The organism is Pseudomonas sp. BB438, from assembly GCF_057180225.1.
Genome location: NZ_CM170001.1, coordinates 4,661,002 through 4,687,407, shown reverse-complemented (window position 1 = coordinate 4,687,407; position 26,406 = coordinate 4,661,002). Strand labels below are relative to the sequence as shown.

General features: G+C 65.3%; 27 protein-coding genes. 26 read left to right on the top strand and 1 reads right to left on the bottom strand.

The features are described 5' to 3' along the window. Positions 1-78 precede the first annotated feature (78 nt). The gene (locus tag AC1ZV1_RS21470; RefSeq protein ID WP_484293522.1) at positions 79-795 is read right to left on the bottom strand and encodes a TorF family putative porin; all 717 of its coding nucleotides are present in this window, start codon (positions 793-795) and stop codon (positions 79-81) included. 250 nt (positions 796-1,045) lie between these two features. Between AC1ZV1_RS21470 and AC1ZV1_RS21465 the strand changes: the two genes are divergently transcribed. From AC1ZV1_RS21465 to motD, 26 genes are all read left to right on the top strand, one after another. Next, a complete protein-coding gene (locus tag AC1ZV1_RS21465; protein WP_081519284.1) occupies positions 1,046-1,351 on the top strand; it encodes an STAS domain-containing protein in 306 nt (101 codons plus the stop codon). A gap of 28 nt (positions 1,352-1,379) precedes the next feature. Beyond that, the gene (locus AC1ZV1_RS21460; protein WP_484293521.1) at positions 1,380-3,080 is read left to right on the top strand and encodes an ATP-binding SpoIIE family protein phosphatase; all 1,701 of its coding nucleotides are present in this window, start codon (positions 1,380-1,382) and stop codon (positions 3,078-3,080) included. A gap of 55 nt (positions 3,081-3,135) precedes the next feature. Continuing rightward, complete coding sequence (locus AC1ZV1_RS21455; protein ID WP_484293520.1) at positions 3,136-3,477, top strand: Hpt domain-containing protein; 342 nt, start codon at positions 3,136-3,138, stop codon at positions 3,475-3,477. Between the two features lie 66 nt (positions 3,478-3,543). Next, positions 3,544-4,851 (top strand): flagellar hook-length control protein FliK, encoded by a 1,308-nt coding sequence (locus tag AC1ZV1_RS21450; RefSeq protein ID WP_484293519.1) that lies wholly within the window; start codon positions 3,544-3,546, stop codon positions 4,849-4,851. Between the two features lie 461 nt (positions 4,852-5,312). Further along, the gene (gene fliL / locus AC1ZV1_RS21445) at positions 5,313-5,837 is read left to right on the top strand and encodes a flagellar basal body-associated protein FliL (protein ID WP_484293518.1); all 525 of its coding nucleotides are present in this window, start codon (positions 5,313-5,315) and stop codon (positions 5,835-5,837) included. A 9-nt stretch (positions 5,838-5,846) separates the two neighbouring features. Beyond that, positions 5,847-6,818 carry a flagellar motor switch protein FliM gene (fliM, locus tag AC1ZV1_RS21440; RefSeq protein ID WP_484293517.1) on the top strand — a complete coding sequence of 324 codons (972 nt, stop codon included), beginning with the start codon at positions 5,847-5,849 and terminating at the stop codon, positions 6,816-6,818. 22 nt (positions 6,819-6,840) lie between these two features. Continuing rightward, positions 6,841-7,308 (top strand): flagellar motor switch protein FliN, encoded by a 468-nt coding sequence (fliN, locus tag AC1ZV1_RS21435; RefSeq protein ID WP_081519290.1) that lies wholly within the window; start codon positions 6,841-6,843, stop codon positions 7,306-7,308. 1 nt (position 7,309) lies between these two features. Next, positions 7,310-7,789 (top strand): flagellar biosynthetic protein FliO, encoded by a 480-nt coding sequence (gene fliO / locus AC1ZV1_RS21430; RefSeq protein WP_484293516.1) that lies wholly within the window; start codon positions 7,310-7,312, stop codon positions 7,787-7,789. A 77-nt stretch (positions 7,790-7,866) separates the two neighbouring features. Continuing rightward, the gene (gene fliP, locus AC1ZV1_RS21425) at positions 7,867-8,577 is read left to right on the top strand and encodes a flagellar type III secretion system pore protein FliP (protein WP_484297598.1); all 711 of its coding nucleotides are present in this window, start codon (positions 7,867-7,869) and stop codon (positions 8,575-8,577) included. 34 nt (positions 8,578-8,611) lie between these two features. Beyond that, a complete protein-coding gene (gene fliQ / locus AC1ZV1_RS21420; protein ID WP_045212070.1) occupies positions 8,612-8,881 on the top strand; it encodes a flagellar biosynthesis protein FliQ in 270 nt (89 codons plus the stop codon). Then, entirely contained in the window at positions 8,881-9,657 is a 777-nt protein-coding gene (gene fliR / locus AC1ZV1_RS21415; protein ID WP_484293515.1) for a flagellar biosynthetic protein FliR, read from the top strand. The genes fliQ and fliR overlap by 1 nt, the downstream gene beginning before the upstream one ends. Further along, positions 9,657-10,793, top strand: coding sequence for a flagellar biosynthesis protein FlhB (gene flhB, locus AC1ZV1_RS21410; protein WP_484293514.1), 1,137 nt, complete (start codon positions 9,657-9,659; stop codon positions 10,791-10,793). The genes fliR and flhB overlap by 1 nt, the downstream gene beginning before the upstream one ends. An 88-nt stretch (positions 10,794-10,881) precedes the next feature. Then, a complete protein-coding gene (locus AC1ZV1_RS21405) occupies positions 10,882-12,174 on the top strand; it encodes a TPM domain-containing protein (protein ID WP_484293513.1) in 1,293 nt (430 codons plus the stop codon). 94 nt (positions 12,175-12,268) lie between these two features. Continuing rightward, on the top strand, positions 12,269-12,703 hold the full coding sequence (locus AC1ZV1_RS21400) for a hypothetical protein (RefSeq protein ID WP_484293512.1): 435 nt from the start codon (positions 12,269-12,271) through the stop codon (positions 12,701-12,703). After that, positions 12,700-13,956, top strand: coding sequence for a TPM domain-containing protein (locus AC1ZV1_RS21395; RefSeq protein ID WP_484293511.1), 1,257 nt, complete (start codon positions 12,700-12,702; stop codon positions 13,954-13,956). The genes AC1ZV1_RS21400 and AC1ZV1_RS21395 overlap by 4 nt, the downstream gene beginning before the upstream one ends. A gap of 74 nt (positions 13,957-14,030) precedes the next feature. Beyond that, positions 14,031-14,615 (top strand): hypothetical protein, encoded by a 585-nt coding sequence (locus AC1ZV1_RS21390; RefSeq protein ID WP_484293510.1) that lies wholly within the window; start codon positions 14,031-14,033, stop codon positions 14,613-14,615. A gap of 114 nt (positions 14,616-14,729) precedes the next feature. Next, positions 14,730-16,853, top strand: a complete 2,124-nt coding sequence (gene flhA / locus AC1ZV1_RS21385) for a flagellar biosynthesis protein FlhA (RefSeq protein WP_484293509.1) — start codon at positions 14,730-14,732, stop codon at positions 16,851-16,853. 15 nt (positions 16,854-16,868) lie between these two features. Further along, positions 16,869-18,179 (top strand): flagellar biosynthesis GTPase FlhF, encoded by a 1,311-nt coding sequence (flhF, locus tag AC1ZV1_RS21380; protein WP_484293508.1) that lies wholly within the window; start codon positions 16,869-16,871, stop codon positions 18,177-18,179. Between the two features lie 164 nt (positions 18,180-18,343). After that, positions 18,344-19,171 carry a flagellar synthesis regulator FleN gene (gene fleN, locus AC1ZV1_RS21375; protein ID WP_017520297.1) on the top strand — a complete coding sequence of 276 codons (828 nt, stop codon included), beginning with the start codon at positions 18,344-18,346 and terminating at the stop codon, positions 19,169-19,171. Next, on the top strand, positions 19,168-19,917 hold the full coding sequence (gene fliA / locus AC1ZV1_RS21370; protein WP_416745112.1) for an RNA polymerase sigma factor FliA: 750 nt from the start codon (positions 19,168-19,170) through the stop codon (positions 19,915-19,917). Before fleN ends, fliA begins: the two co-directional genes overlap by 4 nt. 197 nt (positions 19,918-20,114) lie before the next feature. Continuing rightward, positions 20,115-20,489 (top strand): chemotaxis response regulator CheY, encoded by a 375-nt coding sequence (locus tag AC1ZV1_RS21365; protein WP_085988857.1) that lies wholly within the window; start codon positions 20,115-20,117, stop codon positions 20,487-20,489. Between the two features lie 19 nt (positions 20,490-20,508). Then, positions 20,509-21,291, top strand: a complete 783-nt coding sequence (locus AC1ZV1_RS21360; protein WP_138520542.1) for a protein phosphatase CheZ — start codon at positions 20,509-20,511, stop codon at positions 21,289-21,291. A gap of 31 nt (positions 21,292-21,322) precedes the next feature. Then, positions 21,323-23,536, top strand: coding sequence for a chemotaxis protein CheA (locus AC1ZV1_RS21355; RefSeq protein WP_484293507.1), 2,214 nt, complete (start codon positions 21,323-21,325; stop codon positions 23,534-23,536). 72 nt (positions 23,537-23,608) lie between these two features. Then, a complete protein-coding gene (locus tag AC1ZV1_RS21350) occupies positions 23,609-24,721 on the top strand; it encodes a protein-glutamate methylesterase/protein-glutamine glutaminase (protein WP_484293506.1) in 1,113 nt (370 codons plus the stop codon). After that, the gene (locus tag AC1ZV1_RS21345; RefSeq protein WP_236173954.1) at positions 24,721-25,461 is read left to right on the top strand and encodes a flagellar motor protein; all 741 of its coding nucleotides are present in this window, start codon (positions 24,721-24,723) and stop codon (positions 25,459-25,461) included. The genes AC1ZV1_RS21350 and AC1ZV1_RS21345 overlap by 1 nt, the downstream gene beginning before the upstream one ends. 16 nt (positions 25,462-25,477) lie before the next feature. Beyond that, on the top strand, positions 25,478-26,362 hold the full coding sequence (motD, locus tag AC1ZV1_RS21340; RefSeq protein WP_484293505.1) for a flagellar motor protein MotD: 885 nt from the start codon (positions 25,478-25,480) through the stop codon (positions 26,360-26,362). Positions 26,363-26,406 lie beyond the last annotated feature (44 nt).

The window sequence follows — 26,406 nt, the reverse complement described above, 5'->3', positions numbered from 1 at the left end:
GGAAGAGTGACTGCAACCATAGCCCGGCGCCGGCGAGGGTTCTTGAATGAAATTGACGTTCTGCACGCGCCCCACGGCTCAGAAGAACGGCCGCGACGCCTTGAACATGAAGGCCGAGTCGCAATAGGCGTTGTGCCCGGAGTAGGCACTGCAGTCACCGCCGGTGAGGCTGCTGCCGCTGTAGGAGAAGTTCAGGTCGATGCCGTTCCAGGGGCGGCTGAAGTTCACCGACCAGTCGCCAAACTCACTGACACTGCCGCCGCTGCTCAGGCTGACCGGCGAAGCGAGGCTGTAGGTGGAGTACTTGAAGGTCACGTCGAAGCCGAGATCGGGTTGAACGCCCAGGTCGGTGTACAGCGTGGTGGTGCTGCGTCCGGCCTGGGCGCTGTAGGCCGCACCGAGGCGGCTGCCGAAGACCGAAAGACCGCCGTACAGGGCCTGGCTGTCGTAGTCGGGCTGTTCCGGACGGGCGTAGCGCAGGGTGCCGACCTCGTAGCCCAGCTTGCCATCGCCCAGCGGGTGCTTGAAGCCGGCGTAGCTGTCGATCTCCAGCGGCTTTTCCTGCTCCAGGTTCGAGGTCCAGCTGCCGACGTACCAGCCACTGTCGTGGGTGATGTCGAGACCGCCCTGGGCGCTGTTGGCCTGACCGGGCTGGACCAGGCCCTGGGCCATGCTGCGCGTTGGCGAGTTGGCGAACTTGAGTTCGAAGTCGCCAAGGTTGCGCTGCATCACCTGGGCGCTCGCGTACGGCGCTACGCACAACACGCAGGCCGCGATGAGAATGGATTTGTACATGCTGCCCCCTTCCTGCCGGGTGCGACCCCTCCGAGGCTTCTCACGAGCCTTCACTCCGCGTCGCACGGGTAAAAGGGTAAAGGCATTCGCCGTGCCCGTGTCGACCGGTGGTCCATTAATCGACCCTTGGGGTGATCGTTCGACCAGCCTGGCGAGGCGGTTTCCCATCGCTCGCCGAGGTTGCCGCTGTCATCGCTAGCTGCTACATCTTCAAGCTCGTGCGCGACCATCGATCGATAAGGAGCATCCCATGGCCATCACTTCCGTTCCCTCCGCTGACGGGCAGGAGCTCACCATCGTGGTCCAGGGGCGTTTCGATTTCGGCGCACACCAGGAATTCCGCAACGCCTACGAGCGTGTCGAAACGACGCCCAAGCGCTACGTGGTGGACTTGAAGGGCGCTACCTACCTCGACAGCTCGGCGCTGGGCATGCTCCTGCTGCTGCGCGACCACGCCGGCGGCGAGAGCGCGCAGATCAGCCTGGCGCACTGCAATCCGGACGTGCGCAAGGTGCTGTCGATCTCCAATTTCGAGCAGCTGTTCAAGATCAGCTGACGCGGCCCGGCCTGCAGTGGGAGCGGCCATGGCTGAATTCCTCACCGTCCTGATCGCCGACGACAACGCGGCTGACCGCCTGTTGCTGTCGACCATCGTCAGCCGCCAGGGACACCGTGTGATTACCGCCGCCAACGGCCTGGAGGCGCTGGCGTTGTTCGCCCAGGAGCGTCCGCAGCTGGTGCTGATGGATGCCCTGATGCCGGTGATGGATGGCTTCGAGGCAGCCCGGCGGATTCGCCGGCAGGCTGGCGAGGAACTGGTGCCGATCATCTTCCTGACGTCACTGAGCGAGCCCGAAGCGCTGGTACAGAGCCTCGAGGCGGGCGGCGACGACTTTCTCTCCAAGCCTTACAACCGCGTGATCCTCGAAGCCAAGATCCGCGCCATGGGCCGCCTGCATCACCTGCAGCGAACGGTGCTGGAGCAGCGCGACCTGATCGCCCGGCACAACGAGCACCTGCTCAACGAGCAGCGGGTGGCCAAAGCGGTGTTCGACAAGGTGGCGCATTCGGGCTGCCTGAACGCGGCGAACATCCGCTACCTGCAATCGCCCTTCGCGCTGTTCAATGGCGACCTGCTGCTGGCAGCGTTCAAGCCCTCCGGCGGCATGCATGTCCTGCTCGGCGACTTCACCGGCCACGGCTTGCCGGCAGCCATCGGCGCCATGCCGCTGGCCGAGGTGTTCTACGGCATGACGGCCAAGGGCTACCCCATGGCGGACATCCTTCGCGAGATGAACGCCAAGCTCAAGCGCATCCTCCCGGTTGGCGTGTTCTGTTGCGCCGCGGTGCTCAACCTGAGCTTCCAGCGCGGCCTGGTGGAGGTGTGGAACGGCGGGTTGCCCAATGGCTACCTGCACCGCCACGACAGCGGCGAACTGCAGCCGCTGGTGTCGCGCCACCTGCCGCTGGGCATTCTCGACCCGTCGGCCTTCAGTGACCATGTCGAGGTCTACGCAATGGAGGAGGGGGACCGCGTGTTCCTCTTCTCCGATGGGGTGCTGGAGGCGCGCAATGCGACCGGCGAAGCATTCGGTGAGGGACGACTGCTGCAGGTATTCGCCGAGCATCCTGCGCCGTCACGCCTGTTCGACGGCATCCAGGCGGCGGTGGCGCGCTTTCGTGGCGAGGCCCAGGACGACGTCAGCATGCTGGAGATCGCGCTGGTCCCGGAGGCCTCGCTGCAACGCCCGCCACTGGCGTTCTCCGACAACGGCCTGAGCAGCCCGCTGGACTGGTCCGCGAGTTTCGAATTCCGTGCGCCGACCTTGCGCAACTTCAATCCGCTGCCCTTCCTGCTGCAGCTGCTGATGGAAGTGCACGACCTGCGCCCGCGCGGCGGTGCGCTCTACACCGTACTCGCCGAGTTGTACTCCAACGCCCTGGAGCATGGCGTGATGGGCCTGGACTCCACGCTCAAGTGCGATGCTGCCGGGTTCGCCCGCTACTACCAGGAGCGCAGCAAGCGCCTGGTCGCGCTGCGCGACGGTTTCGTGCGCTTCCACCTCGATCTCGCGCCCCACGGCGACGGCGGTCGACTGCTGGTGCGCGTGGAGGACAGCGGCGACGGCTTCGACGTAGGTGCGGTGCTGGCCTCGCAGAAGACTGCTGCCGGCAGCCTCTGCGGGCGCGGGCTGACGCTCATCCGGCAGCTGTCTGACCGCTGTCAGTGGTCGAGCGATGGCAAGTCGGTCTCCGTGGAGTTCTTCTGGGCGGCTCAGGCATAATCGGGGCCTTCTTGTCCCCCTGAAGGGTGGCGAGCCATCCTCCAGGGAGTGCCCCATGTCCGAGCCACATCTCGATGGCGCCGTGCTGAGCAACTTGCTGTCGATCATGGAAGACGAGTACCCGCTTCTGGTGGAGACCTTCCTCAGTGATTCCGAGGAGCGCCTGCGCAGCATTCGCGAGGCCTTTGCCGCCGCTGATGCACCGGCACTGCGCCATGCCGCGCACAGCTTCAAGGGCAGCTGCGGAAACATGGGGGCTTCGGTGCTGAGCGGCCTGTGCAAGCGTCTGGAAGAGTCTGCACGGCTGGGCGACCTGGACACTGCGCAGAGCCTGATCGGCAAGGTCGAACACGAATTCTCCATTGTCCGTACCCTGCTGTTGCCTGGTCGTTCCTGACCTTCCTCGAGTTGGCCCGCGCCTTGCTATCTCCGTGTTGGATATTCACCTCAACGGAGACCTCCGATGGCTGTCGCCCCGGATATTTTATTGACGTCGACGCCTGACACGCGGCCCAAGGCGGCGCTCTCCAAGTCTGCCCAGAATTCGTCGAGCGCCAGCAGTGACAAGGGTTCCAGCTTCGCCGACGTCTATGCCAAGGAGCAGCGGCCGGCAGCCAGCGAGCGCGCCGACAAGCCTGTGAAGGCCAAGGCCGACAAGCCTCGGGACAGTGGCGGCAAGGACACCGCGAACAACGATGCCAACGCTCCGGCTGCCGCCGACCAGCCAAAGGTTGCCGAGGACGGCAAGCCCTTGCCGGCTGATGCGGCGAACAAGGCGGACGACAGCAAGGTGGCGGACACCGAGACCAAGACCGATGCGACCCTTGACCCGCTGCTGATGCTCGGCATGACCGGCCAGCTGCCGGAGCCCGAGGCGCCGCCGCTGGTGGTCAGTACCGGCACCAGCCAGCTCACCGAAGCCAGCAGCGATAGCGACCTGCAGAAGCTCAACGAGATTCCGGGGGTGAACCTGACCCTCGCCGTGGGCGCTGACGACCAGGCGCAGCAGGCGCAACAGGTCCAGCTCACCGGTCACCTGGCCGCCAAGGCGGGCGACAAGTCGCTGGATGCCAGCGGCAAGAACGACCTGAGCGCTGCTCTCGCTGCGCTGGCCCCCGATGCCGCCGCGAAGGGGGCCGATGGCAAGCTCACCGAGGGCGCGTTGAAGGACGCCACCGACCTGACCCAGCAACTGCCGGAGTTGCAGGCTGACGCCAAGCCGGAGATGCCGCGCAATGAAGCCTTCGCCGCTCGCCTGGAGTCCTTGACCCAGGCGCTGAACACGCCGCAGGCCATGACCAGTCGCCCGGTGAATCCGTTGGTGCCGGGGCAGGCCGTGTCGGTGCAGCAGAACGGCTGGACCGACCAGGTGGTGGACCGGGTGATGTGGATGTCCTCGCAGAACCTCAAGTCGGCCGAGATTCAGATGGACCCGGCCAACCTCGGTCGCCTGGAAGTGCGTATCCACATGACCGGCGACCAGACCCAGGTGAACTTCGTCAGCGCCAACGCCAACGTCCGCGAAGCGCTGGACAGCCAGCAGCACCGCCTGCGCGAGATGTTCAGCCAGCAGGGCATGCAACTGGACGTGAACGTCTCCGACCAGTCGGCCCGCGGCTGGCAGCAACAGCAGCAGAGCGATGGTCGTGGCAGCTCGCGGAGCGTCGCGGGTACCGGCAGCGAGGGCGACGAGCCGATGATCAGCGGCGTATCCGAAATCCGCCCGCAGACGGCGGCGCAGGGCAGGGGGCTGGTGGATTACTACGCATGATGGGGTGGCGCCTGCCGGGTGACGCTGTGCAGCCAGGAAGCGCCCTCTCCCTGAAGGGATAGGGGACTGTACGGCGTGCTTGGACAGTCGAGAGCCGGCCGGCCAGCACTGTCTTCGCCTGGCACGGATAGCTCCCTCTCCCTTCGGCGCGGGGCGCGCAGCCCGAGCGTGGGAGAGGGTATAAGCCCGAGCGCCACGTTAAGCCCGTGTTCGCGAGCAAGCTCGCTCCTGCAGACTGGTTCGGGCGCCGAGCCGGCTTTCCGTGGGAGCGAGCTTGCTCGCGAACCGCCTCAATACCCGACCTATCCGGCTCAGAGGAAAATTCTTACTCCTCCCCGTGACATCCTCCGTCTAGCCTGTAATATCCGCGGCGGCGCCAGTCGGACATTTCCGAACTGGCACAGCCCTTGCTGCTACCCCGGTATCAGCGCATCGCGCCGGAAAAGTGACGGATTATTGGCATGGCCAAGAAAGAACAGACGCCTCCTCTCCCCGATGGCCAGGCGCCCGGCAAGGGCAAGCTGAAGCTCATCATCATCATCGTGCTGGCCTTCCTGCTCGCAGTGGGCGCGTCGGTGGGCGGTACCTGGTTCTTCCTGAACAAGAATGCCAAGCCGGCCGCCGAGTCCGAGGCGAAGTCCGAGGAACATGGCGAGCCGACCAGGAAGCAGGCGGTGTACGAGATCCTCGCGCCGTCCTTCGTGGTCAACTTCAATCAGAACGGCCGCCAGCGCTATCTGCAGGTGGCCGTCGCCCTGATGGGCCGCGACCAGGCGCAGATGGACGCCCTGCGTGAGCAGATGCCGTTGGTGCGCAACCAACTGGTCATGCTGTTCTCCAGCCAGAATTTCGACAATCTCGTGACGCCGGTCGGCAAGGAAATGCTCCGCCAGCAGGCTACGTCCAGTCTTCAGGAACTGGCAAAGAAGGCGACCGGTCAGTTGACCGTGGAGCAAGTGCTTTTCACCAATTTCGTATTGCAGTAGGTACCCGCCATGGCCATGCAGGATCTGCTTTCCCAGGACGAGATCGACGCGCTGCTGCACGGCGTCGACGATGGTCTGGTGGAAACCGAGTCCGACGTCGAGCCGGGGGCGATCAAGTCCTACGACCTGACGAGTCAGGACCGCATCGTCCGGGGTCGCATGCCGACCCTGGAGATGATCAACGAGCGCTTCGCCCGCTACACCCGCATCAGCATGTTCAACCTGCTGCGCCGCTCGGCGGATGTCGCCGTGGGCGGCGTGCAGGTGATGAAGTTCGGTGAGTACGTGCACTCGCTGTACGTGCCCACCAGCCTCAACCTGGTGAAGATGAAGCCGCTGCGCGGCACCGCGCTGTTCATCCTCGATGCCAAGCTGGTGTTCAAGCTGGTGGACAACTTCTTCGGCGGTGACGGTCGTCACGCCAAGATCGAGGGCCGCGAGTTCACGCCCACCGAGCTGCGGGTGGTGCGCATGGTCATCGAGCAGGCCTTCGTCGACCTTGCCGAAGCCTGGCACGCGGTGATGCCGATCGCCTTCGAGTACGTGAACTCCGAGGTGAACCCGGCGATGGCCAACATCGTCAGCCCCAGCGAAGTGGTGGTGGTCTCCACCTTCCACATCGAACTCGATGGCGGCGGCGGCGACCTGCACATCACCCTGCCGTACGCGATGATCGAGCCGATCCGCGAGATGCTCGACGCCGGCTTCCAGTCCGACGTGGACGACCAGGACGAGCGCTGGATCAACGCCTTGCGCGAGGACATCCTCGACGTCAACGTGCCGCTGGGCGCTACCGTCGTGCGCCGCCAGCTCAAGCTGCGGGACATCCTGCACATGCAGCCGGGCGACGTGATCCCGGTTGAGCTGCCCGAGCACATGATCATGCGCGCCAACGGCGTGCCTTCCTTCAAGGTCAAGCTGGGTTCGCACAAGGGCAACCTGGCCCTGCAGATTCTCGATCCGCTCGTGCGCCCGCGCTGAGCGAATCCCAAGGGGACACACCATGTCAGACGAAGAAAACGTAACTCCCGAAGAACAGGCGCTGGCTGACGAGTGGGCCGCGGCGCTCTCCGAATCGGGTGACGCCAACCAGGACGACATCGACGCGATGATGGCCAGCGCCGCGGCTCCGGCCGTGCCCGCCGCGCCGCGCGCGCCCATGGAAGAGTTCGGCATGGCGCCCAAGGCGCCGACCATTGCCGGTCTCGAAGGCCCGAACCTGGACGTGATCCTGGATATCCCGGTGACCATCTCCATGGAGGTCGGCCACACCGACATCAGCATCCGCAACCTGCTGCAGCTCAATCAGGGCTCGGTGATCGAACTCGATCGCCTGGCCGGCGAGCCGCTGGACGTGCTGGTCAACGGCACCCTGATCGCCCACGGCGAGGTGGTGGTGGTGAACGAGAAGTTCGGCATCCGCCTCACCGACGTGATCAGCCCCAGCGAACGCATCAAGAAGCTGCGCTGACATGGCCCGCCTGCTCGCGAAACTGTCCACCCTGCCGCTGGCGGGATCGTCCCTGCTGGCGATGGCCGAAGAGGCCGCCAAGGCGCCGGCATCCAATCCGGCCATCGTCCATGCCAGCTCCACGCCGAGCCTGATCACCGGCAGCGCCGGCGCGCAGCTGATGCAGCTGCTGCTGGGCCTGGTGCTGGTGGTCGGCCTGATCTTCCTGCTCGCCTGGCTGGTGCGCCGTGTGCAACAGGTCGTGCCGCGTGGCAACCAGGCGATCCGTCTGATTTCCAGCCAGGCTCTCGGACCGCGTGATCGCCTGGTGCTGGTGCAGGTGGGCGAGGAACAGGTCCTGCTGGGCCTGACGCCCGGTCGCATCACGCCGCTGCACGTCATGCGCCAGCCGGTGCATGCCGCCGAATCCGAACCGGCGCAGCCGGAATTCGCCCAGCGCCTGCTGGAGTTGCTGAACAAGGACAAGGGCCGCCCACAGTGACCCGTTTGCCGAATCTCTCCGTTCTGGTCGGCGCGCTCAAGGCAGTCGCGCCGCTGCTACTGGGACTGCTGGCGCTGATGGCGCCGCAGGCCTTCGCCGCCGATCCGACGCAGCTGACGGCGATCACCGTGACCACCAACCCGCAGGGGCAGCAGGAGTACTCGGTCAGCCTGCAGATCCTGCTGATCATGACCGCGCTGAGCTTCATCCCGGCGTTCGTCATGCTGATGACCAGCTTCACCCGGATCATCATCGTGTTCTCCATCCTGCGCCAGGCGCTGGGCCTGCAGAGCACGCCGTCTAACCAGGTGCTGATCGGCCTCGCCATGTTCCTCACGCTGTTCGTCATGGCGCCGGTGTTCGACAAGATCAACACCACCGCGCTGCAGCCCTACCTGAACGAACAGATCCCGGCGCAGGAGGCGGTTACCCGCGCCGAAGTGCCGCTCAAGGCCTTCATGCTGGCGCAGACCCGGCAGTCGGACCTGGAGCTGTTCGTGCGCCTGTCCAAGCGCACCGACATTCCCAGCGCCGATGCCACACCCCTGACCATCCTGGTGCCCGCGTTCGTCACCTCGGAGTTGAAGACGGCATTCCAGATCGGTTTCATGATCTTCATTCCGTTCCTGATCATCGACCTGGTGGTGTCCAGCGTGCTGATGGCGATGGGCATGATGATGCTCTCGCCGCTGATCATCTCGCTGCCGTTCAAGATCATGCTGTTCGTCCTGGTGGATGGCTGGGCCTTGATCATCGGCACGCTCGCCGGCAGTTTCGGGACGGTCTAGCGATGAACCCTTCTGCTGAACGACAGGAGCAGCCATGACCCCCGAAGTCGCCGTCGACCTGTTCCGTGAAGCGCTCTGGCTGACTGCGGTGATGGTCGGCATCCTGGTGCTGCCGAGTCTGCTGGTGGGCCTGATCGTGGCGATGTTCCAGGCCGCCACGCAGATCAACGAACAGACCCTGAGCTTCCTGCCACGCCTGCTGGTGGTGCTGCTCACCCTCATCGTGCTGGGCCCCTGGCTGCTGCGGCAGCTGATGGAGTACACCCAGTCGCTGATCACCAGCATCCCGACGCTGATCGGCTGATGCTCGAGCTCAGCAACGCACAGATCGGCGGCTGGATCGGGGCCTTCCTGTTCCCGCTGTTCCGCATCGCCGCGATGTTGATGGTCATGCCGATCTTCGGCACCCAGCTGGTGCCTACCCGTGTGCGCCTCTACCTGTCGGTGGCGATCGCCGTGGCGCTGGTGCCCAACCTGCCGCCGATGCCGCAGGTGGACGCGCTGAGCCTCAAGGCGATGGTCTACATCGCCCAGGAAATCCTCGTCGGCGCCATGCTCGGCTTCGTCCTGCAGCTGATGTTCCACGCCTTCGTCATTTCCGGGCAGATCATCTCCATGCAGATGGGCCTGGGCTTCGCATCCATGATCGACCCCACCAACGGCATCTCGGTGCCGGTGCTGGGGCAGTTCTTCACCATGCTGGTGACCCTGCTGTTCCTTGCCATGAACGGCCACCTGGTGGTGTTCGAGGTGCTGGCGGAAAGCTTCACCACGTTGCCGGTGGGCGAGGGCCTGTCGAGCAACCACTTCATCACCGTGGCCGGCAAGCTGGGCTGGGTCCTGGGGGCCGGGCTGATGATCGCCTTGCCGGCGATCACCGCGCTGCTGGTGGTCAACCTGGCGTTCGGCGCGATGACGCGTGCGGCGCCGCAGCTGAACATCTTCTCCATCGGTTTCCCACTCACCCTGGTGATGGGCTTCGTCATTGTCTGGATTGGCAGTGCCGAGATTCTGACTCAGTACCAGGCGCTGGCCAGTGAGGGCCTGCGCCTGCTTCGCGAACTCGTGGGGGCCCGCTGATGGCCGAGAACGACAGTAGCGAAGACAAGACAGAGGAACCCACAGAGAAACGGCGCCGCGACGCGCGAGAGAAGGGACAGCTCCCTCGGTCCAAGGAGCTGAACACCCTGGCCGTGCTGCTCGCCGGCGCCGGTGCGCTGCTGGTGTTCGGCGCGAGCCTGGCCGACGCGCTGATGCGCCTGATGCGCGGCAGCTTCGAGCTGGACCGCGCGACGGTGATGAACAGCGAGAGCATGCTCAACCTGCTCATCGCCGGCGCCAAGATCGGCGCCGGGGCCGTCTGGCCGATTCTCGGCGTACTGCTCATCGCGGCGCTGGTCGGCCCGGTCGCCCTGGGCGGCTGGCTGTTCTCCGGCGAGGCGTTGGCGCCCAAGTTCAGCCGGTTGAATCCGCTGGCGGGCCTCAAGCGCATGTTCTCCCTGCGTTCGCTGACCGAGCTGCTCAAGGCGCTGGCCAAATTCGTGCTGGTGCTGATCGTGGCGATCCTGGTGCTCAAGTCCGACCAGAACGACCTCCTGGCCATCTCCCATGAGCCCATCGAACAGGCCATGGTGCACAGCGCGCGGATCGTCGGCTGGAGCGCCTTCTGGCTGGCCTGCAGCATCATTTTCATCGCCGCTGCGGACGTTCCCTTCCAGCTCTGGGACAACCGCAAGAAGCTGATGATGACCAAGCAGGAGGTCAAGGACGAGTACAAGGACTCCGAGGGCAAGCCGGAGGTCAAGGCCAAGGTCCGCCAGATGCAGCGCGAGATGGCCAACCGGCGGATGATGCAGGCGGTGCCGCAGGCCGACGTGGTCATCACCAACCCGACCCACTTCGCCGTGGCCCTGCAGTACGACGCGGAGAAGGGCGGTGCGCCCAGGCTGCTGGCCAAGGGCAACGACTTCATGGCGCTGAAGATTCGCGAGATCGCCCAGGAGCACAAGGTCACCGTGCTCGAATCGCCGGCCCTGGCGCGGGCGGTCTACTACTCCACCGAACTCGATCACGAGATTCCCGCAGGGCTCTACCTTGCCGTGGCCCAGGTACTGGCCTACGTCTATCAGCTCAAGCAGTACCGCGCCGGCAAGGGCAAGCGCCCGGGACCGATGCCGGACCTGCCGATTCCGCCGGACCTGCGTCGCGACGAGTGACCCGCCGGCACCATCCGTGCAGTAGGATGGCCGGTTCGTGCCCGGCGTCGAAGGCGCCGGGCGGCCTGTTCAGCCAAGGAAACGGTTCATGCTTCGGAATTCCTTCGCCGGCCTGCGCTTCGCGTTCTGGCTGTTCCTCTGCCTCCTCACCTGCGTCCAGCCCGGCTGGGCCGACGCGCCTGCTGATGGCGGCGTGCTGCTGCCGCTGAACGAGCGCGTCGTGGATGTTACCGGCACGCTCGACCCGTCCGCCAGGGCCCGTCTGATCGATAAGCTCAAGGCCCTGGAAGACCGGCGCGGCGCGCAGATCGCCGTGGTGATGCTGCCCACCGTCGGCACGATGGGCATCGAGGCCTTCTCCAACAAACTCTTCAACCTCTGGAAACTCGGCCGCAAAGGCGTCGACGATGGTGTGCTGCTGGTGGTGGCGAAGGACGACCACCTGATGCGCATCGAGGTCGGCTATGGCCTGGAGGGCGCAATTCCCGACGTGCTGGCCGGGCGCATCCTCCGTGAGCGCCTGGCGCCGGCCTTCCGCGCGGGCGACTACGCGGGCGGCATCGAGTCGGCGGTGGATGCGCTGATCATCCTGGTCGATGGCGAAACGTTGCCCGAACCGGCTCCCGAGCCGCTGAGCATCCCGCTGGAGGCCTGGCTGCTGCTGGCGTCGTTCGTGGTTGGCGGCGTCGGCGGCGTGCTGCTCGCGGCACGCCGCATGGGGTGGCGCGGAGCGCTGGCGATTGGCGTGGTCGTGGTCGTGCTGGTCGCGCTGCTCGCCAGCGGCACGGACAGGCTGGCGACCGTGGCCATCTCGCCCTTCTGCCTGCTGATCGGTGGTGCCACCTTTGGCGCGCTGTGGACGGTCCGCGTGGCGTTCTACACCGTGCTCGGGCTGATCGCCTACTGCATCCTGCTGGGCTTCCTGACGCCGCGTTTCGGCGTTGCCTTGTGGGGGTATGCGCTGGCCGCGCCGGTCGCGGTGCTGATGGTTCTTGGCCTGTGGTGGCTGCTGATCGCAATGATGCGTGATGTGTGGCATGGCGGGAGCACCGTGCGCAAAGGTCGGAAAGGCCGCAAGTCGCGCAAGGCTCAGGACAGCCGAAGGGCGTTCTACTGGCGCTTGGCGATCCTCGTCGGGGTCTACCTGCTGATTGGCGTTTTCGCCGGTGCGCCGGTGGCTCCGCTGAATTGGCTGCTGGTGCTGCCCTTCATGTGCCTGCCGGGATTGCTGGTGTTCGGCGCTGGGCAGGGCGGTGCGGGTGGTGGCTCAGGCTCCGGCGGCGGTTCGTCCGGTGGATCGTCCGGCGGCAGCTCGGGCGGTGGTGGATTCTCCGGCGGTGGTGGTTCCAGCGGCGGCGGCGGTGCCTCGGGCAGTTGGTGACGGCTGGCTGAGTGACCTGTTCGACGGCGCGCCACGCGGCTGATGTACTAGCATCCGGGGTTCCACCCTTGCCAGGAGGCACACGAGAATCGCTATGGAAAGCTCTGTCCGCGAGCGTCGAACAGGCGCTCTGGTCGCCGTCGGTGCCCTTGTTATCGGCCTGTCCACCCTGTGGAGCCTGCCGCTGTTGCTGCTGATCTACCTCCTTGCGCGCAAAGCGATGCCGCTTTTTGTGCGCGAGGTCTTCCTGCGGACGCTCGATCTCTACCTGTCGATGGGCATCTTCTATGGCGCAGGCTGTCTGCTGGTCTTCGCGGTGGGAACGGTCGCGAGTGACGGCGATCTGCGTTGGCTGCGGGTATTCAACCTGGGGCTGGCCGCACTGGTTGTGGTCCTCCCGTTCGGTTACGGCGTGGTCAGTCAGCTCTTCCTTGCTTTTCATGCGTGGCGCGGCCGCTTGCATGATCCCAAGTGCTCGATGGGTATCCTTCAGGCATTGCGTGGGCGCCCGCGAGTGACTGTGGCATGAGCCGCTGGAGGACTCTGGCTCTTTGCCTGCTCCTGCTCTTGGGGGCGCCCCCTGTATCGGCAGCGCAACCGGACACCTCCGTAATCACCGTGGACGCTGGCGATGCCGCCCAGCAGCCATCGCCCGTCGCCGTTCCCCGGCTGACCAGTCCGGTCACCGACCTTACCGGCACCCTGGGTCGCGACTGGGTCGTGAGCATGCAGCAACGGCTGTTGGCGCTGCAGCAGCGCAAGGGCTCGCAGGTCGCCATTCTGATGGTGCCCAGCACTGGCGAGGACAGCATCGAGCAGTTCGCCACCCGTGTCTTCGAACAGTGGCGCCTGGGGCGCCAGGGCGTGGATGACGGCGTGCTGGTGCTGGTGGCGAAGAACGACCGGACCCTGCGCATCGAGGTCGGCTACGGGCTGGAAGGGGCGATTCCCGATGTGGTCGCCGGGCGCATCATCCGGGAAACAATGGTTCCGGCCTTCCGCACTGGCGACTTTGCCGGCGGCATCGAGGGTGCGGTGAATGTGCTGGAGCGGTTGATCGATGGCGAGACCCTGCCGGAGGAGCATCGCAGTGGCGGGCTGACCTGGGAGGGTTGGCTCTTGCTGATCGGCTTGGCGGGTGGCGGTGTGGCCGGCGTCGTGTTGCGCCGTCGCTGGCTCGGTGTGAAGGTCGTGCTGCCGATATTGGCAGTGGCGACCGTGCTGATGGCCGCCAGCGCGGGGTTGAAGGGCCTGCCGGTGCTGCTCATGGCGATTCCCTTCAGCATGCTCTTCGGCGCCGGCATCGGTGCGTTGGCGGCGGGGTCGCGCGTGGCAGCCGGGATTATCGGCGGCATCATCGGCTATCTCGTCGCACTGGCGGTCTATGCGATGTTCTTCAACGGCGGATACGTGGTGTTCTACGCCCTGGCCTTGCCCATAGGCGGTATCCCGTGCGTTGTGCTGCTGTGCCTGCCGTTCGTACTGGCCTGGAAAGCCTGGCGGCGCAGCCGCGTGGAGTTCGGGATCCGACTGGTGCTGGCCCTGAGCATCGCTGGAATCGTGATCGAGGTGTCGGGTGTCCGCCAGCAGCCGTGGGCGTTCCCCGAGTCGCTGGTGCTGGTCCCCATGTTGCTCATTCCGCTGCTGTTCGCCTTTCTTCCCGGTACGTTTGGTGGCGGCTCCAATAGCTCCAGCGGCGGCAGCTCATCGTCCAGCGGCGGCAGCAGCTACTCCGGTGGCGGTGGCTCCAGCGGCGGAGGCGGTGCCTCCGGGAGCTGGTGACCGGCCGAAAGGCAGGGGAACCTTTCGCCGGACCTCATCGGTCGAACCTTCGAGGCGCTGACCGGAGAGGGACGATGGGCGAAGCGGGACACTTCAGGATTCTGGCGATGGCGGTGGGTGTCGGACTGTGCGGCGCCTGCGCACCCGACACACCGGTGACGCACTACCGCCTGCAGGTCTGCGGCGTGCAGCATGAGGCGCAGGTGACGGATCGCTGGTGGGGTTCGCTCTACGTCGCCCAGCTCAACGGCGACAACGAGCTGGTGGTCGGCGTGCCGTTGGCGGTGCAGGGGGAGGGCGGCCACCCGGCGACGCTCACCGCGCAGTTCCACCTGACCACCGCGCAGGATCAGCTGCGCCGTGATCCGTCGAAGCTCTCCGGGCGCTATGTTATCGGTTCGCCGCGGGATGGTCGGGCGAAGCTTGGCGAGGGCGCCGCGGTGCTGTTCCAGGAGAGCCCCGAGGATACCCTGCGGGCCAGCCACGGCGAGCTGGTGATCGACCGCGTGGCGATCGTCCGCAGCGAGGACGATACCGAGTACGGCGTGATGTCCGGTCACTACCGTTTCGAGGCGCGAAGCGACACCAATCAATCCACTTGTGCGGTGGCGGGCGGCTTCAGGGACGGTACCTTCAAACTGGTCAAGGACAGTTCCTGACGCCGATTCGAAGAAGTTGGAACGCTTCCTGCAAAACCCTGTGCGGATGCCCGGTTGGGCGTCAAAAGTTTGATCCGGTGGCCGGCTCGGTCACCCACTTGCAGGGGATTTCGGGTGGATCGTACGCAACTGATCGGCACTGTTCGCAGCAACCTGGCAGGGCTCAGTCGAGGCAATCTCGGCGTGCCGTTGCTGTTGCTCGCCATGCTGGCGATGATGACCCTGCCGATCCCGCCGTTCCTGCTGGATGTGCTGTTCACCTTCAACATCGCCCTGTCCATCGTGGTCCTGCTGGTCAGCGTGTATGCCCTGCGCCCGCTGGACTTCGCCGTCTTCCCGACCATCCTGCTGGTCGCCACCCTGTTGCGCCTGGCGCTGAACGTCGCGTCCACCCGCGTCGTGCTGCTGCACGGCCATGACGGCCATGCAGCCGCGGGCAAGGTGATCCAGGCCTTCGGCGAGGTGGTGATCGGCGGCAACTACGTCGTCGGTATCGTGGTCTTCGCGATTCTCATGATCATCAACTTCGTGGTGGTCACCAAGGGTGCCGGGCGTATCTCCGAAGTGAGTGCGCGTTTCACCCTCGACGCCATGCCCGGCAAGCAGATGGCGATCGACGCCGACCTCAACGCCGGCCTGATCGAACAGGCTGAAGCCAAGAAGCGCCGCGCCGAAGTCGCGCAGGAAGCCGATTTCTACGGCTCCATGGACGGTGCCAGCAAATTCGTCCGCGGTGACGCCGTCGCCGGCCTGCTGATCCTCTTCATCAACCTCATCGGTGGCGTGGCCATCGGTGTGATCCAGCATTCGATGAGCTTCGGCGACGCCGGCAAGGTCTACGCCCTGCTGACCATCGGTGACGGTCTGGTGGCGCAGCTGCCCTCGCTGCTGCTGTCCACCGCCGCTGCGATCATGGTGACCCGTGTTTCCAGCGCCGAGGACATGGGCCAGCAGGTCAACCGCCAGATGTTCGCCTCGCCCAAGGCGCTGGCCATTTCCGCCGCCATCCTGATTGCCATGGGCCTGGTTCCCGGTATGCCGCACGTGTCCTTCGTCGGCTTGGGCGGCCTGGCCGCCGGTGGCGCGTACCTGATCTGGCACCGCCAGCGCCAGGCCAGCCAGAAAGCCGAGCAGGAAGCCCAGACCCAGCAGGAGCTGCTGCCCGCGCAGCGCGCCGAACAGACCAAGGAGCTGGGCTGGGACGACGTGACACCAGTGGACATGGTCGGCCTGGAAGTGGGCTACCGCCTGATTCCGCTGGTGGACCGCAACCAGGGCGGCCAGTTGCTCGCGCGGATCAAGGGCGTGCGCAAGAAGTTGTCCCAGGACCTGGGCTTCCTCATGCCCTCGGTGCACATCCGCGACAACCTCGACCTGCTGCCCAACGCCTATCGTTTGACGCTCATGGGTGTCAGCGTGGCGGAAGCCGAGATCTATCCGGACCGCGACCTGGCGATCAACCCCGGCCAGGTGTTCGGCACCCTCAACGGCATCGCCGGCAAGGACCCGGCCTTTGGCCTGGAAGCCGTGTGGATCGAGGCCTCGCAGCGCGACCAGGCACAGTCCCTGGGCTATACCGTGGTCGACGCCAGCACCGTGGTCGCCACGCACCTGAACCAGGTACTGCACAAGCACGCCCATGAGCTGCTCGGCCATGAAGAAGTCCAGCAATTGATGCAACTGCTGGCCAAGACCTCGCCCAAGCTCGCCGAAGAGCTGGTGCCGGGGATGATTTCCCTGTCGACCCTGCTCAAGGTGCTGCAGGCGCTGCTGCAGGAACAGGTGCCGGTGCGCGATATCCGCACCATCGCCGAAGCCATCGCCAACGTGGCGGTGAAGAGTCAAGATCCCGCCGCGATGGTGGCGGCAGTTCGCGTCGCGCTGTCCCGTGCAATCGTGCAAACCATTGTGGGACTAGAGCCGGAGCTGCCCGTGATCACTCTGGAACCCAGGTTGGAACAGATATTGCTCAATAGTCTTCAGAAGGCCGGACAGGGCTCCGAAGACGGCATGTTGCTGGAACCCGGAATGGCCGAAAAGCTGCAACGCTCGATGGTTGAAGCGGCGCAGCGTCAGGAGATGCTCGGCAAGCCGGCGATTCTTCTGGTGGCAGGTCCCATCCGCGCGATGATGTCGCGATTCGCCCGGATGGCGGTTCCCACCATGAACGTGCTGGCTTACCAGGAAATCCCCGACAACAAACAAGTCACGATCGTTGCCACCGTTGGGCAGAATTGATTGAGGTCCCAGGCCATGCAGGTAAAACGCTTCTTCGCCGCTGATATGCGTCAGGCCATGAAACTGGTTCGTGACGAGCTGGGCCCGGACGCCGCGATCATCGGCAATCGCCGTGTCGCCGGTGGCGTTGAGCTGACCGCGGCGCTGGATTACCAGGCACCGGTGGCGGCGAGCAAGCCGAACCCGGCGCTGGAAGCCGAGCTGCGCAAGACCCAGGCGAAGATCGCCCAGGCCAAGGCAGACCTGTCGGCCCCGACCCGTGCCAGCGATGGCGTGCGCAAGGACCGTCAAATGTACGGCACCGAGACGCCGCGCCGCAGCGCTGCCGAAACCCTGGCTGAGGCCATGGCCGCACCGGTCGCCCCGACGCCGGCCGCTGCCGGCCAGCAGGCGCTGGAAGCCATGCGCTTCGAGCTCAATGGCCTGCGCGAACTGATCGAAGTGCAGCTGGGCTCCATCGCCTGGAACCAGCTGCAGAACCAGCGTCCGAAACAGGCTGGGCTGTGGCGCCGCCTGCAGCGCATGGGCCTGCCGGCCGACCTGTCGCGCAACCTGCTGGAGCGCGTGTCCTCCATCGCCGATCCGAAGCAGGCGTGGCGCATGCTGCTGGCGCACCTGGCACGCTCGATCAATACCCCGGAAGTCGATCTGCTGGAGCAGGGCGGCGTGATTGCCCTGGTCGGCCCCGCCGGCATGGGCAAGACCACTACCCTGGCCAAGCTGGCTGCTCGCTACGTACTGAAATACGGCGCGCAGAGCATTGCCCTGGTGTCCATGGACAGCTTTCGCATCGGCGCGCAGGAGCAGATCAAGACCCTGGGTCGCATCCTCAACGTACCGGTGACCCTGGTCGACCCGGGCAAGTCGCTGATCCAGGCCATGGCGCCGCTGGCACGCAAGCGCCTGGTGCTGATCGACACTGCGGGCCTGCCCGCCAACGATCCGGCGCTGCGCATGCAGCTCGAAGCGCTGTCGTCGCTGAGCCTGAACGTGAAGAACTACCTCGTGCTGGCCGCGACCAGCCAGAGCCAGGTCCTCAAGGCCGCCTGGCAGAACTATCGTTCCTGTGGCCTGGTCGGGTGCATTTTGACCAAACTGGACGAGGCGGGAAGCCTCGGCGAAGCTCTGGCTCTGGCTATCAGCCAGCATCTCCCGGTAGCCTATCTGGCTGATGGGCCGAAGATCCCGGATGACCTGCATGTGGCACGCGCGCACCAACTGGTCAGCCGTGCCGTGAGCCTGCAATCGCCGGAAGAGCCCTGCGAGGACGCCATGGCGGACATGTTCGCCGGCCTTTACCAACAGCCGGTGCGTCGCGCCAGTTGAAGATTGTGAGCCCCGGATGGGGCGTGGGGCGGCCAGTTGGGTCGCCCAAGCGATGCGGATGCTCTGTTAGACGATCCGCGAGCGCCGGAGGCGGTGGAGCACCGCAACCGGATTAGCCGAAACGCCAGAAGCGTGACGGTCGAACGACGAGACAAGGTATTGATATGGGTATGCATCCCGTTCAGGTAATCGCAGTCACCGGCGGCAAGGGTGGCGTGGGCAAGACCAACGTGTCGGTGAATCTGTCGCTGGCGCTGGCCGATCTGGGCCGTCGCGTCATGCTGCTGGACGCCGACCTGGGCCTGGCCAACGTCGACGTGCTGCTGGGGCTGTCGCCCAAGCGCACGCTGGCCGACGTCATCGAAGGCGAATGCGACCTGCGTGACGTGATCCTCCAGGGACCTGGCGGCATCCGCATCGTCCCGGCGGCGTCGGGCACCCAGAGCATGGTGCACCTCACGCCGATGCAGCACGCCGGCCTGATCCAGGCCTTCAGCGACATCAGCGACAACATCGACGTGCTGGTGGTGGACACCGCCGCCGGGATCGGCGACTCGGTGGTGAGCTTCGTCCGGGCGGCCCAGGAAGTGCTGCTGGTCGTTTGTGATGAACCAACCTCCATCACCGACGCCTACGCTTTGATCAAGCTGCTCAATCGCGACTACGGCATGACCCGATTCCGCGTGCTGGCGAACATGGCCCACAGCCCCCAGGAAGGCCGCAACCTGTTCGCCAAGCTGACCAAGGTCACCGACCGCTTCCTGGACGTGGCGCTGCAGTATGTCGGCGCCATCCCCTACGACGAGTCGGTGCGCAAGGCCGTGCAGAAGCAGCGTTCGGTGTATGAGGCGTTCCCGCGCAGCAAGGCGTCCCTGGCCTTCCGTGCGGTGGCGCAGAAGGTCGACAGCTGGCCGCTGCCGGCCAACCCACGAGGGCACCTGGAGTTCTTCGTCGAGCGCCTGGTGCAACATCCCACGGGTTCGGCCGTATGACCGCGGCCTCCGGAGCGCGTATGTACAGCAAGGCACAGGCGCACAACTCCCAGGAACTGCTGATCCAGAAGCACGCACCGCTGGTGAAGCGCATCGCCTACCACCTGCTGGGTCGTCTGCCCGCCAGTGTGCAGGTGGAGGACCTGATGCAGGCTGGCATGATCGGCCTGCTGGAGGCGGCGAAGAAATATGACCAGGGCAAGGGCGCGAGCTTCGAGACCTACGCCGGCATCCGCATCCGCGGCGCCATGCTCGACGAGGTACGCAAGGGCGACTGGGCGCCGCGTTCGGTCCACCGCAACACCCGCATGGTCAGCGACGCCATCCGTGCCGTCGAAGCGCGTACCGGACGCGACGCTAAAGATCAGGAGGTTGCTGCCGAACTCAATATGAGCCTCGAAGATTATTACGGCATCCTCAGCGACACCCAGGGCAGCCGTCTGTACAGCTTCGACGACATGTTGCAGGACGGCGACCAGGGCAGCGGCTTTGCCGAAGACGCGTCGCACCACGACAACGAGCCGTCCCACGGGCTGGAAGACGAGCGCTTCCAGGCAGCCCTGGCCGATGCCATCACCAAGCTGCCCGAGCGTGAGCGGCTGGTGCTGGCCCTTTACTACGACGAGGAACTCAACCTCAAGGAGATCGGCGAAGTGCTGGGCGTCAGCGAATCGCGGGTCAGCCAGTTGCACAGCCAGTGTGCCGCGCGCTTGCGCTCGCGTCTGGCGGAGTGGCGCGCTCGCTGAGCATCGGGTAGTTTCGCGCCTGCGTTTTCCTAGCGAAAAGGCTGAAGGGATTTTCCTTAGGCGCGTTAGAGGCTTACGAATTTTGGGGTGACGTTCTCTTGACGCGCCCCCAGCAAAGAGCGCGCGGCGCTCAATGAATTGACGGCACGCCCGCCAGGGCGCGTTTGGTATCGATGGAGGCAGGTTTGGACAAGAACATGAAAATTCTCATCGTGGACGACTTTTCCACGATGAGGCGCATCATCAAGAACCTCCTGCGGGACCTGGGGTTCACCAATACCGCAGAAGCCGACGACGGCACCACTGCGCTGCCGATGCTGCACAGCGGCAATTTCGACTTCCTCGTTACCGACTGGAACATGCCCGGCATGACCGGCATCGACCTGCTCCGTGCGGTCCGCGCCGACGAGCGCCTGAAGCACCTGCCGGTGCTGATGGTCACCGCCGAAGCCAAGCGCGACCAGATCATCGAAGCGGCCCAGGCCGGGGTCAACGGCTATGTGGTCAAGCCTTTCACCGCTCAGGTGCTGAAAGAAAAGATCGAGAAGATTTTCGAGCGGGTCGGCAGCTAAGGCTGGCCAAGAGGGCGTCATGGATTTCAACGAATCCGCGGGTGACTTCGAGTCGACCCTGAAAAAACACGCGCGCGAATTGGTCGAATGCCTCGAGCAGGGCGACGTACAGACCGCCGTGCAGCTGATCTCCGAGCTCAACCAGGCGCGTGATCGCGGGCTCTACCAGGAGGTAGGCAAGCTGACCCGCGAACTGCACAACGCCATCGTCAACTTCCAGATCGACCCCAGTTCCCCGCGCGCCCAGGAAGTCTCGCAGATCGCCGATGCGACCGACCGCCTGTCCTACGTGGTGACGATGACCGAGAAAGCGGCCAATCGCACCATGGACCTGGTGGAAGAGTGCACCCCGGTGGTCATGCACATCGAGACCCAGGCCAAGGAACTGCAGGAAGACTGGTCGCGCTTCATGCGTCGCGAACTGGGCCCCGAGGCCTTCCGCGACCTGGCCAAGCGTGTCGAGCAGTTCCTCTACATCAGCGCCCAGGATAGCCGCAAGCTGTCCGCGCACCTGAACGACATCTTGCTCGCGCAGGACTTCCAGGACCTCACCGGGCAGGTGATCAAGCGCGTCACCAAGCTGGTGACCGAGGTCGAGTCGAACCTGGTGAAATTGGTCTGGATGGCGGGTCAGGTCGATCGCTATGCCGGCATCGAGCATGACCACGAGAGCATGCGCGACGCGGTGGAAAAAGAAAGATCGTCCAAGGGTGAAGGTCCGCAGATTGCTGCCGATACAAGAAAGGACGTCGTATCCGGTCAGGACGATGTCGATGACCTGTTGTCCAGCCTTGGTTTTTAAGCGTCCGCTGACGCTGTAGAGGGAGCACCGAATGAGCTTCGACGCCGATGACGAAATCCTCCAGGACTTCCTGGTGGAGGCCGGCGAGATTCTCGAGCTACTGTCCGAGCAACTGGTCGAGCTGGAAAGCCGTCCGGATGACATGGACCTGCTCAACGCAATCTTCCGTGGGTTCCATACCGTCAAAGGTGGTGCCGGCTTCCTCCAGCTGAACGCGCTGGTCGAGTGCTGCCACATCGCCGAGAACGTGTTCGACATGCTGCGCAAGGGCGAACGCCGCGTGGATGCCGAGCTGATGGACGTGATGCTTCAGGCGTTGGATACCGTCAACGTCATGTTCCAGCAGGTCCGCGACGCGCAAGAGCCGACCCCGGCGACTCCCGAGTTGCTGGCTGCGCTGTCGCGCCTGGCTGACCCGAACGCCGCTCCGGCTGAAGCGCCGGTTGCCGCTCCGGCCGTTGCCGAGCCCGTCGTCGAGGAGGCTCCGGCTGCTGCTGCCTATGGCGACATCACCGACGCCGAGTTCGAGCAACTGATGGATGCTCTCGAGCCGGCTGCCGAGGCGCCCGCCGCGCCGGTTGGCGCCGGTGGCGACGACATCACCGATGACGAATTCGAAGCACTGCTTGACCAGTTGCATGGCAAGGGCCAGTTCAGCGGTGCTGCCAAGGAGGCCGTCAGCACGGCTCCGGCACCGGTTGCCGAGACGCCGGCCGCCGGCGCTGGCGACGAGATCAGCGACGACGAGTTCGAAGCGCTGCTCGACCAACTGCACGGCAAGGGCCAGTTCACCGGCGCCAAGGAAGAGCCAGCCGCTGCCCCCGCTGCCGCAGAAACAATCGAGGAAGCTCCGGCTGCCGCTGCCGCCGACGACAATATCAGTGACGACGAATTCGAGAAGCTGCTCGATGAGTTGCACGGCAAGGGCCAGTTCACGGGCGCCAAGGAAGAGCCGGTCGCTCCTGCCAAGCCTGTAGCGCCTGCGCCCAGGCCTGCCGCCGCGCCGACGCCGACGGCTGCTGCCAAGCCTGCCGCGGCCAAGCCGGCTGCTGCCGCTGCGGAGAAACCAGCCAACGAGGCGGAAACCACCGTACGCGTGGACACCGCCCGCCTGGACGAGATCATGAACATGGTCGGCGAACTGGTGCTGGTGCGTAATCGCCTGGTGCGCCTGGGCCTGAACAGTGGCGACGAGGCGATGGCCAAGGCCGTCTCCAACCTCGATGTGGTCACCGCCGACCTGCAGTCGTCGGTCATGAAGACCCGCATGCAGCCGATCAAGAAGGTCTTCGGCCGCTTCCCGCGGCAGGTCCGCGATCTGGCGCGCAACCTGAAGAAAGAGATCAACCTCGAGCTGATCGGCGAAGAGACCGACCTGGACAAGAACCTGGTCGAGGCCCTGGCCGACCCGCTGGTGCACCTGGTGCGCAACGCGGTGGACCATGGTATCGAGGGTCCGGACGAGCGCGAAGCCGCCGGCAAGTCGCGTTCGGGCAAGGTGGTGTTGTCCGCCGAGCAGGAAGGCGACCACATCCTGCTGTCGATCTCCGACGACGGCAAGGGCATGGACCCGGACGTTCTGCGTGCCAAGGCCGTGGAGAAGGGCCTGCTGGACAAGGACGCGGCCGATCGCCTGTCCGAGTCCGACTGCTACAACCTGATCTTCGCCCCGGGTTTCTCGACCAAGACCGAGATCTCCGACGTCTCCGGCCGTGGTGTCGGCATGGACGTGGTGAAGACCAAGATTTCCCAGCTCAACGGGATCATCAACATCTACTCGACCAAGGGCCAGGGCTCGAAGATCGTCATCAAGGTCCCGCTGACCCTGGCGATCATGCCGACCCTGATGGTGATGCTGGGCAACCAGGCCTTCGCCTTCCCGCTGGTCAACGTCAACGAGATCTTCCATCTCGATCTGTCGAACACCAACGTGGTCGACGGCCAGGAAGTGGTGATCGTCCGCGACAAGGCGCTGCCGTTGTTCTACCTCAAGCGCTGGCTGGTGCCGGGCGCGCAGCATGACGAGCCGGGCGAGGGCCACGTGGTGATCCTCTCCGTGGGCACCCAGCGTATCGGCTTCGTGGTCGATCAACTGGTGGGCCAGGAGGAGGTGGTGATCAAGCCACTGGGCAAGATGCTGCAGGGCACGCCGGGCATGGCGGGGGCAACGATCACCGGGGACGGGCGCATCGCGCTGATCCTCGACGTGCCGAGCATGCTCAAGCGTTACGCCCGTCGTATCTGACCGCCATGGGCGGGCCGTGGGATGACCCCGCGTCCGCCCGTGTGATGGAAGACGTTTTTTTCAGGAGTGTCTATGGCTGTCAAAGTCCTGGTGGTGGACGATTCGGGGTTCTTCCGCCGTCGTGTCTCGGAGATTCTGTCGGCTGATCCGCAGATCCAGGTGGTCGGCACGGCGACCAACGGCCGCGAGGCGATCGATCAGGCGCTGGCGCTCAAGCCCGACGTGATCACCATGGACTACGAGATGCCACTGATGGATGGCATCACCGCCGTGCGGACCATCATGCAGCGCTGTCCGACGCCGGTTCTGATGTTCTCTTCGCTGACCCACGAGGGCGCGCGGGTTACCCTGGACGCGCTGGACGCCGGCGCCGTCGATTACCTGCCGAAGAATTTCGAGGACATCTCGCGCAATCCGGACAAGGTCCGTCAGTTGCTCTGCGAGAAGGTCCATACCATCGCCAAGAGCAACCGCCGCTTCGCTGCGTACTCCTCGTACTCGTCGAGCCCGGCCGCTCCCGCTTCGACGCCCGCTGCCAGCACGGCGCGCCAGGCCGCTCCCGTGTCGTCGGGCGGCGCTCACGCGCCTGCGGCAGCGGCGACTTCCGCCGCCCCAAAGCGTAAGCCCTACCGGCTGGTAGCCATCGGCACGTCGACCGGTGGGCCGGTGGCGCTGCAGCGGGTCCTGACCCAGCTGCCTGCCAACTTCCCCGCGCCGCTGGTGCTCATCCAGCACATGCCGGCGGCCTTCACCAAGGCGTTCGCCGAGCGCCTGGACAAGCTGTGCAAGATCACCGTCAAGGAAGCCGAGGATGGCGACATCCTGCGTCCCGGCGTGGCCCTGCTGGCGCCCGGCGGCAAGCAGATGATGGTTGATGCCCGCGGCGCGATCCGAATCCTGCCCGGTGACGAGCGCCTGAACTACAAGCCCTGTGTCGACGTGACCTTCGGCTCCGCGTCCAAGGCGTATGGCGACAAGGTTCTGGCGGTGGTCCTCACCGGCATGGGCGCCGACGGCCGTGAAGGCGCGCGCATGCTCAAGCAGGGCGGTGCTCAGGTCTGGGCGCAGGATGAAGCCAGCTGTGTGATCTACGGCATGCCCATGGCGATCGCCAAGGCGGGCCTGGCTGACGCGGTCTACAGCCTGGACGACATCGGTCGCCACCTGACCGAGGCCTGTGGCTGATGGATGTCCTCAGCCTGGTCGGCCTGATCCTCGCGCTGGTTGCCATCATCGGTGGCAACTTCCTCGAGGGTGGGCACGTCGGTGCCCTGGCCAACGGCCCGGCGGCACTGATCGTGGTGGGCGGCACGCTCGCCGCCGCGTTGCTGCAGACGCCGGTGGCGGTGCTCAAGCGCGCCCTGACCATGTTGCGCTGGATGGTCCTGCCACCCAGGGTGGACCTGGTCGGCGGCATCAATCACGTGGTCGGCTGGAGCATGACGGCGCGCAAGGAAGGCCTGCTGGGCCTGGAAACCGTCGCCGACGCCGAGCGCGATCCCTATGCGCGCAAGGGCCTGCAGTTGCTGGTGGACGGCACCGAACCCGAGGCCATCCGCAGCATTCTCGAAGTCGACCTGTTCAACCAGGAGAGCCGGGACCTGGCGGCTGCCAAGGTGTTCGAGGCCATGGGCGGCTACTCGCCAACCATCGGCATCATCGGTGCGGTGATGGGGCTGATCCACGTGATGGGCAACCTGGCCGACCCGAGCCAGTTGGGCAACGGCATTGCCGTCGCCTTCGTCGCCACCATCTACGGCGTCGGCCTGGCCAACCTCCTGCTGCTACCGATCGGCAACAAGCTCAAGAGTATCGTCCTGCGCCAGTCCTGCTACCGCGAGATGCTCATGGAAGGCCTGCTGTCCATCGCCGAGGGCGAGAACCCGCGCTCCATCGAGCTGAAGCTGCAAGGCTTCGTCGGCTGAGGGGGAGGGGATGCGCATGCCTCGCCGCAGACGTCATGAGGAACACGAGAATCACGAACGCTGGCTGGTGTCCTACGCGGACTTCATCACCCTGCTGTTCGCCTTCTTCGTGGTGATGTACTCGATCTCCTCGATCAACGAGGGCAAGTACAAGATCCTCTCGGAAACCCTGACCGGCGTGTTCAACCAGCCGGACCGCTCGATCCGTCCGATTCCCGTCGGCGAGGAGCGCCCGCGCACCCAGCAGCCGGACCAGTCGATCACCGATCCGCAGGACGAAGGGCAGGCCCAGGGCAACCCGGACACCCTGCAGCAGATCACCCAGAGCGTGCGCGAGGCCTTTGGCGACCTGATCTCCACCGATCAACTGTCGGTGCGCGGCAACGAGTTCTGGATCGAGATCACCCTCAATTCCAGCCTGCTGTTCCCCAGCGGCGACGCGATTCCCAACGACGCCGCCTTCGCGATCATCGAGAAGGTCGCCAGGATTCTGGCGCCTTACCGCAACCCGGTGCATGTCGAGGGTTTCACCGACAATGTACCGATCCATAATTCGCAGTACCCGACCAACTGGGAACTGTCGGCGGCGCGCGCCGCCAGCATCGTCCGCATGCTTGCCCAGGACGGCCTCGACGCCGGTCGGCTGGCGGCGGTGGGTTATGGCGAATTCCAGCCAGTGGCGGACAATGCCACGGCGGATGGCCGCGCACGCAACCGCCGGGTGGTGCTGGTGATCTCCCGCAATCTGGAGGTGCGCCGCAGCATCAGCGGGGCGGGCAGTGGCAAGGCGCAGCCGGATCCGGCGTTGCGGCATGCTGGCACGCAATCTGCACCAGTGATTGCCAGCGAGGCGCCCGGCAGTGGCGCCGTCAATTCTTCGTCATCGGCAGGGACTGAATGATATGAACACCCTGAACCGAAACACGGCCTGCGGGGAGCCAGCAC

Coding starts and splice junctions, on each gene's coding strand:
- AC1ZV1_RS21470 (WP_484293522.1), bottom strand. CDS start 795: ATGTACAAATCCATTCTCATCGCGGCCTGCGTGTTGTGCGTAGCGCCG.
- AC1ZV1_RS21465 (WP_081519284.1), top strand. CDS start 1,046: ATGGCCATCACTTCCGTTCCCTCCGCTGACGGGCAGGAGCTCACCATC.
- AC1ZV1_RS21460 (WP_484293521.1), top strand. CDS start 1,380: ATGGCTGAATTCCTCACCGTCCTGATCGCCGACGACAACGCGGCTGAC.
- AC1ZV1_RS21455 (WP_484293520.1), top strand. CDS start 3,136: ATGTCCGAGCCACATCTCGATGGCGCCGTGCTGAGCAACTTGCTGTCG.
- AC1ZV1_RS21450 (WP_484293519.1), top strand. CDS start 3,544: ATGGCTGTCGCCCCGGATATTTTATTGACGTCGACGCCTGACACGCGG.
- fliL (WP_484293518.1), top strand. CDS start 5,313: ATGGCCAAGAAAGAACAGACGCCTCCTCTCCCCGATGGCCAGGCGCCC.
- fliM (WP_484293517.1), top strand. CDS start 5,847: ATGGCCATGCAGGATCTGCTTTCCCAGGACGAGATCGACGCGCTGCTG.
- fliN (WP_081519290.1), top strand. CDS start 6,841: ATGTCAGACGAAGAAAACGTAACTCCCGAAGAACAGGCGCTGGCTGAC.
- fliO (WP_484293516.1), top strand. CDS start 7,310: ATGGCCCGCCTGCTCGCGAAACTGTCCACCCTGCCGCTGGCGGGATCG.
- fliP (WP_484297598.1), top strand. CDS start 7,867: ATGGCGCCGCAGGCCTTCGCCGCCGATCCGACGCAGCTGACGGCGATC.
- fliQ (WP_045212070.1), top strand. CDS start 8,612: ATGACCCCCGAAGTCGCCGTCGACCTGTTCCGTGAAGCGCTCTGGCTG.
- fliR (WP_484293515.1), top strand. CDS start 8,881: ATGCTCGAGCTCAGCAACGCACAGATCGGCGGCTGGATCGGGGCCTTC.
- flhB (WP_484293514.1), top strand. CDS start 9,657: ATGGCCGAGAACGACAGTAGCGAAGACAAGACAGAGGAACCCACAGAG.
- AC1ZV1_RS21405 (WP_484293513.1), top strand. CDS start 10,882: ATGCTTCGGAATTCCTTCGCCGGCCTGCGCTTCGCGTTCTGGCTGTTC.
- AC1ZV1_RS21400 (WP_484293512.1), top strand. CDS start 12,269: ATGGAAAGCTCTGTCCGCGAGCGTCGAACAGGCGCTCTGGTCGCCGTC.
- AC1ZV1_RS21395 (WP_484293511.1), top strand. CDS start 12,700: ATGAGCCGCTGGAGGACTCTGGCTCTTTGCCTGCTCCTGCTCTTGGGG.
- AC1ZV1_RS21390 (WP_484293510.1), top strand. CDS start 14,031: ATGGGCGAAGCGGGACACTTCAGGATTCTGGCGATGGCGGTGGGTGTC.
- flhF (WP_484293508.1), top strand. CDS start 16,869: ATGCAGGTAAAACGCTTCTTCGCCGCTGATATGCGTCAGGCCATGAAA.
- fleN (WP_017520297.1), top strand. CDS start 18,344: ATGGGTATGCATCCCGTTCAGGTAATCGCAGTCACCGGCGGCAAGGGT.
- fliA (WP_416745112.1), top strand. CDS start 19,168: ATGACCGCGGCCTCCGGAGCGCGTATGTACAGCAAGGCACAGGCGCAC.
- AC1ZV1_RS21365 (WP_085988857.1), top strand. CDS start 20,115: ATGAAAATTCTCATCGTGGACGACTTTTCCACGATGAGGCGCATCATC.
- AC1ZV1_RS21360 (WP_138520542.1), top strand. CDS start 20,509: ATGGATTTCAACGAATCCGCGGGTGACTTCGAGTCGACCCTGAAAAAA.
- AC1ZV1_RS21355 (WP_484293507.1), top strand. CDS start 21,323: ATGAGCTTCGACGCCGATGACGAAATCCTCCAGGACTTCCTGGTGGAG.
- AC1ZV1_RS21350 (WP_484293506.1), top strand. CDS start 23,609: ATGGCTGTCAAAGTCCTGGTGGTGGACGATTCGGGGTTCTTCCGCCGT.
- AC1ZV1_RS21345 (WP_236173954.1), top strand. CDS start 24,721: ATGGATGTCCTCAGCCTGGTCGGCCTGATCCTCGCGCTGGTTGCCATC.
- motD (WP_484293505.1), top strand. CDS start 25,478: ATGCCTCGCCGCAGACGTCATGAGGAACACGAGAATCACGAACGCTGG.